Annotated in this window: 12 protein-coding genes; 6 read left to right on the top strand and 6 right to left on the bottom strand. The window is 59.2% G+C overall.

Annotated features, from left to right (window positions below; genetic code table 11):
- Nucleotides 1–7 precede the first annotated feature (7 nt).
- A complete protein-coding gene (locus ASC74_RS08290; protein WP_056740757.1) occupies nucleotides 8–1180 on the top strand; it encodes a hypothetical protein in 1173 nt (390 codons plus the stop codon).
- Nucleotides 1181–1310: 130 nt separating this feature from the next.
- Nucleotides 1311–1835, top strand: a complete 525-nt coding sequence (locus ASC74_RS08285) for an SET domain-containing protein-lysine N-methyltransferase (protein ID WP_056740755.1) — start codon at nucleotides 1311–1313, stop codon at nucleotides 1833–1835.
- 6 nt (nucleotides 1836–1841) lie between these two features.
- On the opposite strand, the gene can is transcribed toward ASC74_RS08285, so the two are convergent.
- The gene (gene can, locus ASC74_RS08280; protein WP_046048329.1) at nucleotides 1842–2486 is read right to left on the bottom strand and encodes a carbonate dehydratase; all 645 of its coding nucleotides are present in this window, start codon (nucleotides 2484–2486) and stop codon (nucleotides 1842–1844) included.
- 152 nt (nucleotides 2487–2638) lie between these two features.
- Between can and ASC74_RS08275 the strand changes: the two genes are divergently transcribed.
- Nucleotides 2639–3043: a hypothetical protein gene (locus ASC74_RS08275; protein WP_056740753.1), complete on the top strand. Its 405-nt coding sequence runs from the start codon at nucleotides 2639–2641 to the stop codon at nucleotides 3041–3043.
- A 159-nt stretch (nucleotides 3044–3202) separates the two neighbouring features.
- Here ASC74_RS08275 and rimI read toward each other — a convergent pair whose 3' ends face one another.
- Nucleotides 3203–3655: a ribosomal protein S18-alanine N-acetyltransferase gene (gene rimI, locus ASC74_RS08270; RefSeq protein ID WP_008145534.1), complete on the bottom strand. Its 453-nt coding sequence runs from the start codon at nucleotides 3653–3655 to the stop codon at nucleotides 3203–3205.
- Complete coding sequence (locus ASC74_RS08265) at nucleotides 3648–4397, bottom strand: hypothetical protein (protein WP_056740751.1); 750 nt, start codon at nucleotides 4395–4397, stop codon at nucleotides 3648–3650. The genes rimI and ASC74_RS08265 overlap by 8 nt, the downstream gene beginning before the upstream one ends.
- A 206-nt stretch (nucleotides 4398–4603) precedes the next feature.
- Between ASC74_RS08265 and mksB the strand changes: the two genes are divergently transcribed.
- From mksB to mksF, 3 genes are read left to right on the top strand one after another with little or no spacing between them, the layout of a single operon-like run.
- Entirely contained in the window at nucleotides 4604–5881 is a 1278-nt protein-coding gene (gene mksB / locus ASC74_RS08260) for an Mks condensin complex protein MksB (protein ID WP_056740925.1), read from the top strand.
- A complete protein-coding gene (gene mksE, locus ASC74_RS08255) occupies nucleotides 5871–6572 on the top strand; it encodes an Mks condensin complex protein MksE (RefSeq protein ID WP_008145537.1) in 702 nt (233 codons plus the stop codon). Before mksB ends, mksE begins: the two co-directional genes overlap by 11 nt.
- Entirely contained in the window at nucleotides 6569–9409 is a 2841-nt protein-coding gene (gene mksF, locus ASC74_RS08250; protein WP_056740749.1) for an Mks condensin complex protein MksF, read from the top strand. The genes mksE and mksF overlap by 4 nt, the downstream gene beginning before the upstream one ends.
- A gap of 75 nt (nucleotides 9410–9484) precedes the next feature.
- Here mksF and ASC74_RS08245 read toward each other — a convergent pair whose 3' ends face one another.
- The 3 genes from ASC74_RS08245 to ASC74_RS08235 are packed head-to-tail and all read right to left on the bottom strand — an operon-like array spanning nucleotide 9485 to nucleotide 13050.
- Nucleotides 9485–11788 carry a PqiB family protein gene (locus ASC74_RS08245; RefSeq protein ID WP_056740747.1) on the bottom strand — a complete coding sequence of 768 codons (2304 nt, stop codon included), beginning with the start codon at nucleotides 11786–11788 and terminating at the stop codon, nucleotides 9485–9487.
- A complete protein-coding gene (locus ASC74_RS08240; RefSeq protein WP_008145542.1) occupies nucleotides 11781–12404 on the bottom strand; it encodes a paraquat-inducible protein A in 624 nt (207 codons plus the stop codon). The genes ASC74_RS08245 and ASC74_RS08240 overlap by 8 nt, the downstream gene beginning before the upstream one ends.
- On the bottom strand, nucleotides 12391–13050 hold the full coding sequence (locus ASC74_RS08235; RefSeq protein ID WP_056740745.1) for a paraquat-inducible protein A: 660 nt from the start codon (nucleotides 13048–13050) through the stop codon (nucleotides 12391–12393). The genes ASC74_RS08240 and ASC74_RS08235 overlap by 14 nt, the downstream gene beginning before the upstream one ends.
- Between the last annotated feature and the right edge of the window lie 206 nt (nucleotides 13051–13256).

Below are 13256 nucleotides of genomic sequence, written 5' to 3'. Positions count from 1 at the left end.
TCTGAGCATGTTCAAATTCGCAGGATTCACCCTCGCGGCCCTCACCCTGGGTGCCGCCGCCCATGCCGATGTCGACCTGAAGCTGGGCAGTACCGAACGCGTCACCCGCCTGTTCGCTTACCCCAACAACTGCAACGTGATCTGCTTTCGCAACTGGACGCTGGAGCAAACGGTCGAGCATTACCTGACCCAAAGCGTGCAGCGCGATGGTTACAGCGCGGCGAAAGTGCTGGTCAAAACCGATAACCATCAGCTCTACGCCGAAATCAGCGGCGTACCCCGTGGCTATGAAAAACCGCTGGCGGCGTTACTCGATGCCGGTGATCTGGCCTATACCGGCGCCAGCAAGCTGAATGCCGATGGCAAGTGGGCTTACAGCTGGTATCTGTTCCTGCCACTGGGCATGGCCCTGGAAAACCGCAAAAGCGTTGAACTGTTGCACTTCCCACCCGACTATTCGTTGACCCAGGCTCAGGATTACCTGCGATCCGCCACCACCGATCGCTGGGCCACACTGCTGACGGTCAACGGAATCCCGGCCGACCAGACGCCGGGCTACCAGACCATCATCGACATCGCACCGATTGCCGCACCGTCCAACGCCGGCAAGGATCTGGAAGGCGTCTACGACTACTTCAAGGACTACCAGACCACGATGGTCAAGCAACTCAGCCAGAACGCCAGTGGTGCGGCGTTGCCGATGGTCGCCTTCGGCGCGCCAGTGCGTAACTGGATCAAGCAGCAATACGGGCCGACCGTGAACGTGTTGGGTCTGGTCAGCATCAGTCCGAGCGACGGGGTGAAAGTGCCAGTGCTGGGTTCCAACCACCCAAGCTACATTTGGTACGCTGCCGACCCGGAAAGCTATACCGGCAGCGATGCCCAGGCCAAGGCCGATGCCGCTGGCCTTAAAGTCATGGGTCAGGATTTGAGCGCTGCGTGCTGGCAGGCCGCCATGGGCCGCCAACCGGACAGTAATCCCGACATTGAACTGAGAAGCTGCACCCAAACCTGGCAAGTGGCCCAGGCAGATAAAACCTGCGAGCTGTTCTATACCTCGATCCGCAACCTGACGCCCGAAAAAGCCGTGGCCAAGTGCGCGACGGCACCGATCAAATCTCAGCTCAAACAGCTGAAAGCGCCGGTACCCGCGACTGCGATCCCTGTCCCTGCTCTGTAAGGTCTACTGTCATAACTGACAGTAGACCCGCCGTTTCATTTGCGAGAGGCTTGAGTCGTACCCATGTGTTGCAGAGCTGACAGGATCGTCAGCTGATGGAGGTCGCAGCACCCAGCCGACAAGGATCGTTATGAAAACCCAGACCCTGCACGGGACGCTTGCGCAACCACCCGATGGGATTTATCCATTTGCGGAGTTGCCCGTTCGCCTTGGATTCCCCTCCACGGCCGACTTCGAGATTATCGACAACACCCACGGATCGGCGGCAGCCGTCGCAGTACTTCGGGATTTTCCACGCATCAGCCGAATTTGTCGGGCTTCGGGGCATCTGCTGCCTTATCGGTGTCGGCATACCCGGCAACTGGCCCGTGGCATCCATGTCTACGACCCGCGCTTCTGCGGGCTGCTGCGACACTCCTGCGACCCAAACGTATTTCTCGATATGAGCGAGCTGTGGTTGTGGGCGCTGAAGGACATCAAAAAAGGCGACCGACTGACGATGGACTACGCTTCCACCGAAGACAAACTCTTGCGTCAGTTCGCCTGTCAGTGCGGCTCGTTCGACTGCCGAGGCTGGATCACCGGCTACGATGAATCGCCGAACGCCGACGGCCAGTTGTTTCTGCAGCACTGGCGCCGGCGAAGTCTCTGCTGAAGGGCGTTACAACGCCTCGACCGGACGCAGACGGTACTGCGGCGGCAATTGCTCGAAACCGCTGATGGTGGCGTTCAGGCTTTTCCAGCGACCGTCCTTGATGCCATAGATGCAGCCGTGAACAGACAGGCTCTGCCCGCGGTGCCAGGCGTTTTGCACAATGCTGGTGTGCCCGACGTTGGCCACTTGCTGGATCACGTTGTATTCGCAGAGGCGGTCGACCCGCTCTTCTTCGGTGGGCAACTTGGCGAGCTCTTCGCGTTTTTCATAATAGAGATCGCGAATCGAGCGCAGCCAGCCGTCGATCAGGCCCAGCTGACGGTCCTGCATCGAGGCGCGCACGCCGCCGCAGCCATAGTGGCCGGTAACGAGGATGTGTTTGACCTTCAGCACGTCGACCGCGTACTGAATCACCGACAGGCAGTTGAGGTCGGTGTGCAGCACCACGTTGGCCACGTTGCGGTGTACAAACAGATCGCCGGGCAGCATGCCGACGATCTCGTTCGCCGGCACCCGGGCGTCGGAGCAACCGATCCACAAGTATTCCGGGGTTTGCTGACGGGCCAGCTTGGCGAAGAAATCAGGATCTTCTTTGGTGATCGCGTCAGCCCAGCGCTCGTTGTTATTAATCAGATCTTGTAATTCGTTCATGCAATGAAGCCTCGAGAATGATGCGCTTCTATGACAGACAACCATCTGTCGGGGTCACGCGCCAGATGCAGAAACCCGGTTTTCCATGCCGGAGGAATTCTCAGCAGCCCAGGGGGTCCACCCTAGTAAGGCCTACAGTATGAGGAATTACCATGACTGAATCACGACGTCCGTACGATGCGGTGCAACCCGAGCCCATCGATGACAACGAAGACCGCATGGGTTCGATGCATGAGCTGGATTTCGACGAGGAAGAACCCAGCGCCAAAATCGGCGACGAGCTGACGCAAGCGGAGCGTGAACGCCTGATCCCTAGGAAACGCGTACGTGAAGCCGGCATGACCGGGGCCTCGACCGATGACCATGAGTCCACCGACGACGACATGAGCCCGGAAAACCTGATCCGTGAAGACGGCGCACGGGACGCCCACGAAGCGGGTGAAGGTGGCCAGGCCGATTGGGATTTGAGCATTGTCGATGAAGATGACATCGGCGGGGGCAATGGGCTGGATGAAGAGGAACTGGCGCGGCGGGATCCGATGGACGGTAATCGTTGATTCTCTAGCACCTGACAAGCCGCCTTCGTCGGATCGCCGCCCGGAGCAAGCCCGCTCCCACATTGAATCGGTGTCGTACACAAATGCTGTGATCGACTGGAATCAATGTGGGAGCGGCGGTGCGGCGATCCGACTTGCTCGCGAAGCTTTTAAAACAGCTCAGTCAACGAGGGTGCAGGCCATCACCACCGCATCTTCCCGCCCACCCACCGCCGGGTAGTAATCGCGTCGACGACCAATCTCGTTAAACCCATAACGCTCGTACAACTTAAACGCGCCACGGTTGCTGTCGCGCACTTCCAGAAAACACTCCCGCGCCTTGGCGTCATACGCCCGGGACATCAAATGCTCCAGCAACGTCAAGCCCAGGCCACGGCCCTGGTTCTCCGGTTTGACGGTGATGTTCAGCAGATGCGCTTCATCAAGGATGATCTGCACCACACCGTGGCCGACCTGCTGTTGGCCTTCAAACATCAGCCATATCTGATATTTACCCAGCCCATCGAGAAAAATCCCGCGAGTCCAGGGATGGCTGTAAGCCGCGTATTCGATTTTCAGTACAGCGTCCAGGTCCGCCTCGGTCATCGGGCGGAACGATACAGCGTCACTCATTCGATTCTTTCCAGCGCGCCATCAGCCGACGCATGGCTTGCCAGACATCAGCCTTACGCTGTGGCTCTTCCATTAATAATTCCAGACCCGGCAGGGCCCAGACCGAGCCCAGGCCTTCGACCTGGAGTTCACGGTTGAAGGATTCGGCGTTCGCCTCACCGGCGAAACGCACCGCCGGCAGGCCGATCAGCCACACGCAAACGCACGGTGCGTCTTCCAGCCGGGCAGAGAGAAAACCTTGCACGAAGTCGCGAGCCGCTTCCGGGCCCTGATCCATGGTGCCCCGAGACAACAGCGGCCAGCGCACCGGCTCGCCGACGATCTGCGGGCTGTCCGGCAGACCGGCGGCGCGCAGCATGTCTTTGAGCAACAGATAGGCGGGGTCGCGGGTCTGGAAGGATTCACCTGTGGGTAACTCCACCAGCAGCAGGCAACGCCCGGCCCGCAGCAATTGCAGGGCGAAACGCGGTGGCGGCACGACTGGCGCCTTGGCCACAACCGGAGCGGCCTCTTCTTCAACCTTGGCGTTCGTGCGCGTGCTGGCCAGTGATGGCCGCGGCACCTCGATTTTCACCCGTTCGGCCGGTTTAACCAGCGGTTCCACGGGCGAATCAGCCACAGGCACGGGCGCAAACGGAGCAACCGGCGCGACGACCAACGGCTCGGGCATCTTCAGCAGTTCGGGGCGCGAGGGCGCAGCAAAGGGCAATTCGGTGCGCGGCAGCCAGTTGACCACCTGCATGGCGGTCAAATAAGCGCGGCGACGGGACTCGATAAGCAAAGGTCGGCCACTTGTGGATAACTAAAGTGCGGTGATTCTACCGCCCTTCGCTCAAGATCGCCCACGCTTGATCGATAGAAAGCCAACTGTCCGTCCCGAGAGTGAATCGCAACGGGCGTGATGCAGTACAATCGCTGCTTTTATTCGTCAACCAGCCGGCCATTCCGATGATCGAACCCAAGCGCGTCTTGCGCGCCCTCGCTGAACACTGGGCACTTCTGGAGCCGCTGTGCGAGCACTTCGACCAAGGCACCTTGAGCCTCAGCGAATTGCGTTCACAGTTGGCCGCCCAGCAACTGGACAGTACGCCGCAGGACATCACCAGCCTGCTGGACGTGTGGATCCGCCTCGACATTCTGGTTCCCGTGGCGAAAAGCCCGAACCGTTTCGAGCTCAACGCGCAGATCCACGACTTCCTCGCCTACCTGCGCCGTGAGCACCGTCTGGGCCTGTGCCTGGAGATCGAAGCCTATCTGCGCCATCTCGAGCGCCTGGCCGGTTATATCCAGGACGCCTTCGACATCCGCGACGGCCACGACCTGGCGCGCCAGTTGCGCCTGCTCGACATGCGCGTACGGGATGTATTGAAAAAACTCGCCAACGACGAACAGGCCCTGGTGGCCGTCGCCGAGCGCGCCAAGACCAGCGACCGGCAGATTCCCCTGCGTCAGCGTTACGCTGAAGTACTCGCGACCTGGGACGAATACGTCGAGCCGATGATTCAGTTGGTGAACGCCGACGGCGCCTTCGAACAAGGCGTACGCAAGGTCGAGAACGTGCTGTTGAAGATGCTCACCGAACAGCAGCGCCTTGGCCATCTGGTCGATGACGACATGCTGCTGCGCACCCACGCGCGCATCCTCGAAATGCAGACCAGCGCCCAGCTGACGCTGCGTCACGCCCGCGAGCTGTTGCTGCCGCTACGTGAAGAAGCCCGTCGGCACAACGCCGTGACCCGTGGCGCGGCGCTGGCCTTGTCGGCCATCCGTCGTAAAGGTATCGATGCGGTGCCACAAGCGGCGATGCCGATGTTCACCCGCCCGCAAAGCACCTTCCTCGGCAGTGCCAGTCAGGTCGAAGCCTACGTTTACGCGTTGGCCCGTTTCGAGCCGAAACCGGCACGCTTCCCCAAGGCCCACAAGACTCAGAAAGGCGAAGCGCCGCGCGCGCCACGCACGGTTCGGGAAATGCTTGAACGCTGCGAAGACGCCTTGCCGATGCCGGACCTGATGACCTGGTTGCTGGAGCAGGAACCGGACGGCGCTACCGACGAATTGCTTTATTGGTTCTCGCGCCTGTCGCGGGAAAAGCGCTTCACACGCGAGCGTCTGGAGCGCCGCGATTACCACACTCACGAGCACCAGGTCAGCCTGCGCTCTTTCGCCCTGCTCTCGGCCCGCGACGCCGCCGCCGAGAATTCTGCGAGCACCCCACATGCATCTTGATCTAAACGAACTGTCCCAGCTGGCGCCGATTTTTCGCGAGCTGTTCAAGGGCTACCACGTCAGCCGCCGCGACCCTGAGCTGTATGCGCAACTGTCGAACTTCCAGGACCAGTACCGCACGCTGTTCAAGGCGCTGGGCTTTGAACTGGTCTGCGACACCCGTGGTTTCTACTACTTCGTGCCGGACCTCGCTGCTGCGGCAGTGAACAAGACCGCACAACGTCTGGCGCTGTTCACCTTCATTCTCGTCGAGCATCTGGCCGATCAGGGCCGTGACCCGGTCGCCGTGCTCGACGGCGGCAGCCTCGGCCGCGATGAATTGCCATCGCTGCTGGAGAAATACCGCGACCTGTTTATCCAGGCCGAAGTGCAGACGGTTGAAGAACTCGAAGAAAAAATCATGCGCCGCATGACTCAGCTCGGTTTCGCCGGCGAAGAAAATGGCATCTACCGTTTCCTGCCGCCGATGCACCGCTTCCTCGATGTCTGCCTGTCGGTCCAGCAAGACCGTGACCTGGCGGCCAGTCTGCACAGTGTGTTGCCATTGCCGGTGCCAGTGCTGATCGATGACGACAGCGACGAAAAACTTTTGGAAACCGATGACCCGCTCGATCTGAGCGACTTCGCTGAAGAAAGCGAAGAAGACGCCATGGCCCGCGCCATTGCCGAAGAACAGGAGACCGACGCATGAGCAAGGAACGCTACGGCATTCGCCGCTTTGCCCTTTTGAACACCGCCGGTTACAGCCTCGGCCTGTTCCCGCTGGAAGAACCGTTGTCGGTTTACGGCGCGAACAACCTCGGCAAATCCGCCTCGATCAACGCCTTGCAGTTCCCGATCCTGGCGCGCATGTCGGACATGAGTTTCGGCAAGTACAGCCTGGAACAATCCCGGCGCTTCTACTTCGCCTCGGACACCAGCTACATTCTGGTCGAAGTCTCGCTACCTCACGGTCCACATGTGATTGGTGTGGTCGGTCGCGGCCCGGGCGGTGGTTTCGGTCACCAGTTCTTTGCCTACGCCGGCAAACTGGATCTGGCCCACTACCAGAAAAACGACACCTGCCTGCGTCAGAAAGAATTGTTCACCAACCTTGAGCGCGAAGGACTGAAAGCCTACGAGTTGAAGCCTGATGAGCTGCGTCGTTTGCTGGTCGGCGGTCACACCTCGATCCCGCTGGACCTGACGCTGATCCCGCTGCGCTCCACCAGCGAGCAGAGCCTGAAGACCTTCCGCGCACTGTTCATCAACCTGCTGCACATGCGCGAAATCACCGCGGCCAAGCTCAAGCAATTGTTCCTCGATGCGTTCGAACACAGCCTGCGTTCCGGCAGCGTCGATTACATCGCCGCGTGCGAAGAAGCGTTCCGCGATGTCCGTCGCATGGAACAGGATTACAACTCGTTGGTCACTGCCGGCCCATTGGTCGAAGCCCTTGCGGCAGGCGTGACCCAGCGCAATATCCTGCGCGGCAAACTGCACCGCATTTCGCCGCTGCTCGATTCCCTGCTCGGCACTTGGTCGGACTACGCCAGTGCGCGCAAGGAAGAGCTGACGATTCAGGCCGAGCACTACCGCAACGAACAGGACGCGCTGCAAAACGATCAGCGCGGAGGCACTCAGGAGCTGATGCGCCTGGAGCGGGAAATCACCGGCATCCAGCGCTGGCTCGGCGAGCTGTCGGTGCTCAAGCATCGCTTCGCCTTGGTCACTGACGTCAAAGTCCTTGAGCAGCAACTGCTCGCGGCCAAGGATGCGCACGATGAACTGGCCGGTGCGCTGGCGCAGTCACGGCAGTTCAGCGCCGAGGATCTGGAAGAGCGTCTGCGGGATCTGGAAAAACGCCTGAAGTCGGTCAAGCAGCAACTCGATCACGCCGACAACAACAGCTACGCCCGTCTGCGCGAGGAATTCTCGCAACAGGACGTCGAGCGTCTGATGCGCTTGTTCAACAGCGCGTTGTTCAGCCTGCCGCTGGGTGAGCACGGTATTACGCTGGACGAGGACGGTCAGTGGGTCAAATCCATGGAACTGATCCTCGATGGTTTCAAAGGCGAGCGCTTCGAAGTACCGGGCCTGTCCATCGACATCTCGCACATCGAACCGCCGGCCCTGCAAGCCTTGGCTGACCGCGCAGCATTGCGCGATCAGAAAGAGCGTCTGGACAAAGAACTCAAGCAACTGAAAACCCAGCAAGCCGTGGCCGCCGACCGCGCTGCGAGCAAGACCCAGACCGAAGCGCTGTACCAGCAAGTGCTGGATGCGCAGAAAGCGCTGGAAGATTTCCGCCGCGCGCAAACCCTGAGCGCCGAGGAAAGTGACAAGCTGGAACAACTGGCGCAGATGGAAGCGGCGCAGGACGAGTTGAAGCGTTCCAGCGACGCCTTCACCGAACGTGTCCAGCAACTGTCGGCCAAACTGCAACTGGTCGGGCGGCAGATCGGCGACATGGAAGCCAAGCAACGCACCCTCGACGACGCCCTGCGCCGCCGTCAGCTGCTGCCGGCAGACATGCCGTTTGGCACGCCGTTCATGGACCCGATCGACGATTCCATGGACAACCTGTTGCCGCTGCTCAATGACTATCAGGACAGCTGGCAAGGTTTGCAGCGCAGCGACGGTCAGATCGAGGCGCTGTATGCGCAGGTGCGCCTCAAGGGCGTGGCCAAGTTCGACAGCGAAGACGACATGGAGCGTCGCCTGCAACTGTTGATCAACGCTTACGCGCACCGCACCGACGAAGCCCTGACCCTTGGCAAGGCGCGTCGTGCGGCCGTTACCGACATTGCCCGGACCCTGCGCAACATCCGCAGCGACTACGACAGCCTTGAGCATCAACTGGCGTTGTTCAACCGCGAGATCAACAAGCGTCAGGTCTCCAACCTGCAAAGCTTCCGCATCGTGCTGGCCCCGAACAAGGAAGCGCTCAAGCACATCGACCAGATCATCCACAGCGCCGGCCAGTACGAAGAAGGCGAAACCCTTTCGGTCTTCGACCTGAGCCAAAGCGCTGATCAGGACAACAAGAACGAAGAAGCCAAGGAATACCTGGCGCGGCTGGTGGCGGCGAACCACAACCAGCTCGGCCTCAAGGACTTGTTCGAGCTGGCGTTCGAGATCACCAAGGTCAACGGTCAGCCGGTGATTCACACCGACATCGACGGCGCCGCGTCCAACGGTACGACCATGACCATCAAGGCGCTGACCAACATGTACTTGTTGTTGCACTTGATGGACCGCGACCAGGCCGGTCGCGTGCGCCTGCCGTACTACCTCGACGAGGCAGCGGACATCGACGAGAAGAACCAGGCAGCGCTGTTGGAAACCAGCCTGCAACTGGGCTTCGTACCGATCCTGGCGAGTGTGAAGCCGCAGGTCTGCGCCAGTGTCGCCATCGACCTGGAAGGCGGCAGCGGCCCGAACGGGATCTACATCGACGAGGCGGACTGGAAGTACATCCGCCGTCACGATGAGGTGAAGGCTACCGCTACCGTTGAAGCGGATGAACCGGAGCTGGATGCGGTCTGATTTGCATTAATCGACAGCAATAAAAAAGGCCGCGATCCAATGGATCGCGGCCTTTTTCATGCCTGCTGTTTGGGCTTACTTGCCGATTGAAATCTTCGGCGCCCAGGTCAGCCATTCGTCTTCGAACTTATCGAACAGCGGGAACGTTTGCTCAGCTAGCGCCGGACTGCCCATGCGCTCGCCGTCCGGCGTGGCGAAAGCGATGCCGCCCTGAATCAGCGTCTCCAGCGATTCGGTACGCATCGTCGCCCCTTTGAACAAGCCGTAATCAAAGCCAAAACCACTGGAGTTCCAGAAGCGAGTACCGCTTCGCACCAACGGCGCGTACTTCGGCTCGATCAGGATGTGCACCAACACACGATCAGCGGTCTGGCCGAGTTCATAGCCTGTCACTTTACCCACGGTGATTTCGCGATAGGTGACCGGCACACCTGTTTTCAGCGAACCACGACGGGCAGCGCTCAACACCAGACTCAAACCGGCTTCCTGTTTAGCGGTTTCCGGCGGATTGGCCAGGGCCACGAAGTTCTTCTGCGGGCCGAGGTTTTTCGCGGCCGGTTGCACTTCGATGTATTGGCCAGTCACCAGCGTTTCGAGGTTGGACGTCTTGATCAGACCCAGTTCAGGTTTGACCACCCAGAACTGACTGCCGACCCGAGCGATACGCTCCGGCACTTCGGTGATTCGTGCAGTCAGCATCACCGATTGCAGGTCATCACTCAGATCGACGTCTTCAATCTTGCCAACATCCAGGCCTTTGAAGCGAATCGGCGTGCCGCTGCGCAAACCATCGGCGCGATCAACTCTGATCGTTACCACGGCACCTTTTTGCGTCGCGTCATCATGACTGGCGAACAAACGGAAACGCGGAATCCGCTTCTGCAACGGTGCCTTGGCTTCCGGAGTTTCGAAGGCAATGCCACCAGCCATCAGGCTTTGCAGCGACTCGCTTTTGACCTGGATTCCACCCGTCAATCCACCCGTCAGCGTAATGCCGCTGGCATTCCAGAACCGTGTCGAGGCGTTGACCAGACCTTCGTATTCCTTCTCGATGTGTACACCAATCACCAACTGCTTTTTGGTGCGTGAGAACTGATAACTCTGGACCGAACCGACCTTGACCTGTTTGTAGAGAATCGGGCTGCCGACCTCCAGGGAACCGAGGTTTTCGGTGAACAGCACCAGGTGCAATCCTGGCGCACGCAAGTCGAGCGGAGGTGCCTTCGGCCGTGCGACAAACTCGCGCTGCGGTGCGGCGCCTTTGTCTCCTGGACGCACAGCGATGTAGTTACCTTTGACCAACGCTTCGAGACCGGTGATACCGGCAAGCGAGATCGACGGTTTGACCACCCAGAACTGGGTGCCTTCGACCAGGTAATCTTCAGCCAGAGGATCGAGGGTCAATTCGGCGGTGGCACTGGATAGATCTGGATCGATCTTGAGCGCTTTCAGATTGCCGACCTGGATGCCTTTGTACATAACCGGTGTGCGACCAGCCTGCATTCCTTCAAAGTCGCTGAGTTTGACCTTGACCCGAATACCGGCGGCGGCGGCATCGAAATCTTCGTAGAGACGAAACGGCAGGCTCGGATCGGTTGGCGGACTGTCCTTGCGGTTCTCCGGCGTGGCGAACGCGATACCGCCGGCGACAATGCTCGCCAGCGACTCGCTGCGCACTTTCACACCCGACAGGTTGGCGTCGATGCTGATGCCGCTGGCGTTCCAGAAACGCGTGTGTTTGCGTACCAGTTTGGCGTAGGTGGGTTCGATGAAAACTTTGAGTTCGACGGTGCTTTGGTCTTCGGACAGCAGGTAACTTTTGATCTGGCCAACCTTGATCTGCTTGTAGAACACCGGACTGCCGCGATTCAGCGAGCCAAGGCGATCAGCCTTGATGGTCAGGTGCAAACCGGGCTGGGCGTCCGACAGCGGCGGCTCTTCGGCCAGGGCTTTGAACTTGCGCGTCGGCTCACCCTCGCCCGGGCTTATCGCGACGTAGTTACCCGAGACAAGTGTCTCCAGGCCAGTGATGCCGGCCAGCGTCACGCTCGGTTTGATCAGCCAGAAACGGGTGCTGGTCCGCAAGTATGGCTCCACGTCCTTGTTCATTTCGACGGTAGCGATCACGCCTTTGGAGTTGCCTTCGTCATCGAGTTTGAGGGTCTTCACCTTACCTACCGACATGCCTTTGTAGACGACTTCGGTCTTGTTGGCCTGAATGCCTTCACCACTTTCGAAACGCACCTGAATCTCGATGCCGGTCTCGTTGTAGGCACGCCAGCCAAGCCAGCCGCCGATGATCAGGGCGATCAGGGGCAACACCCAAATAGCTGACCAGTTCGAGGCCGGTCGGGTTTTTGCTGTAGGCAAATCAGTCATGGTCGTCGTCCGACTCCGTGTTATCCCAAATCAGTCGGGGATCGAAAGTTACTGCGGCAAGCATCGTCAGAATCACCACACTGGCGAAAGCGATGGCGCCAAGATTGGCTTCGACGCTGGCAAGCCGTCCGAAATTCACAACTGCCACCAGGATGGCGATTACAAAAATATCGAGCATTGACCAGCGGCCAATGAACTCAATAAAGCGGTACATCCAAATGCGCTGGCGAGCCGAGAGTGGCTGGCGGCGCTGAACGGAAAACAGCAGCAGTGCGATGCCCACCAATTTGAACGTTGGTACCAGAATGCTGGCGATAAAAACCACGGCGGCGATGGGGATCATGCCGTGTTGAACCAGTTGGATCACACCGGACATGATCGTGCTGGGATCGCCCTGCCCCAGTGAACTGACGGTCATGATCGGCAGCACATTGGCCGGGATGTAGAGAACCGCCGCGGTAACCAGCAACGCCCAGGTACGCATCACACTGTTCGGGCGACGGGCGTGAACCAGCGCACCGCAACGGGTGCAGACCTGCTCGTCGGTGTCGGCTTCCTGCTTGTTCAATTCATGGCATTCGGCGCAAATCAGAATGCCTGCATCAATCGCCCGCATGGGCATCCTCTCCTGATAAAGCCTGCCAGATCTGATGGGGCGACATCACAACCTCCAACCAGACCTGAACCAACAACAAACCGATAAAGCACGCCAGGCCAATCCCGACGGTAATTGCTGCCATATCTGCCAGTTTGACGATCGCCACCAGTACGCCCATGAGGTAGACCTCGAGCATCCCCCAATCGCGTAAATGGTGATAAATGCGGTAGAGCAACAGGCCGTAACTGCGTCCGATATCGAAACGAATACTCAGCAGTACAACCAATTGGCAAAGCAACTTGAGCAACGGGATTCCCATGCTGCAGAGAAACACCACGACTGCAACGCCCTGCATTCCGGTATCGAACAGGCCAACAACGCCGCTCCAGACAGTGTCATGCGATGACTGCCCGAGTAGATGGAGCTGCATGATGGGTAAAAAGTTCGCCGGGATATACAACAACAGAGCGGCGAGAACCAACGCGAGACTGCGCTGTACGACGTTATGCCGATGGGCGTAGAGCTCGTAGCCACAGCGCGGACAGAGGGCTTTCTCGCCATGGGCAAGTTCGGGCTTGCGCATCAGCAAGTCGCACTCATGACACGCTACCAAGTCGTCCAGCGGTAATTCTGACAGCCCTGGGGCGTCAACCGGATCTGGCATAAAGGCTCTGGCTCCGAAAAAGTTGGACCTATTCTAGTGTCATGGATCGAAAATAACTGTGCAAATTTGTGCTTTAACTGAAAGCCACTTTTCTGCAGGCAAAACAAAACCCCTACCTGCATACGCAGATAGGGGTTTCGGAATTTAATCTTGACGATGACCTACTCTCACATGGGGAAACCCCACACTACCATCGGCGATGCATC

Source organism: Pseudomonas sp. Root329 (genome assembly GCF_001424925.1).
In the GTDB taxonomy this organism is placed as follows: domain Bacteria; phylum Pseudomonadota; class Gammaproteobacteria; order Pseudomonadales; family Pseudomonadaceae; genus Aquipseudomonas; species Aquipseudomonas arabinosi.
This window is presented reverse-complemented; position numbering and strand designations above follow the sequence as displayed.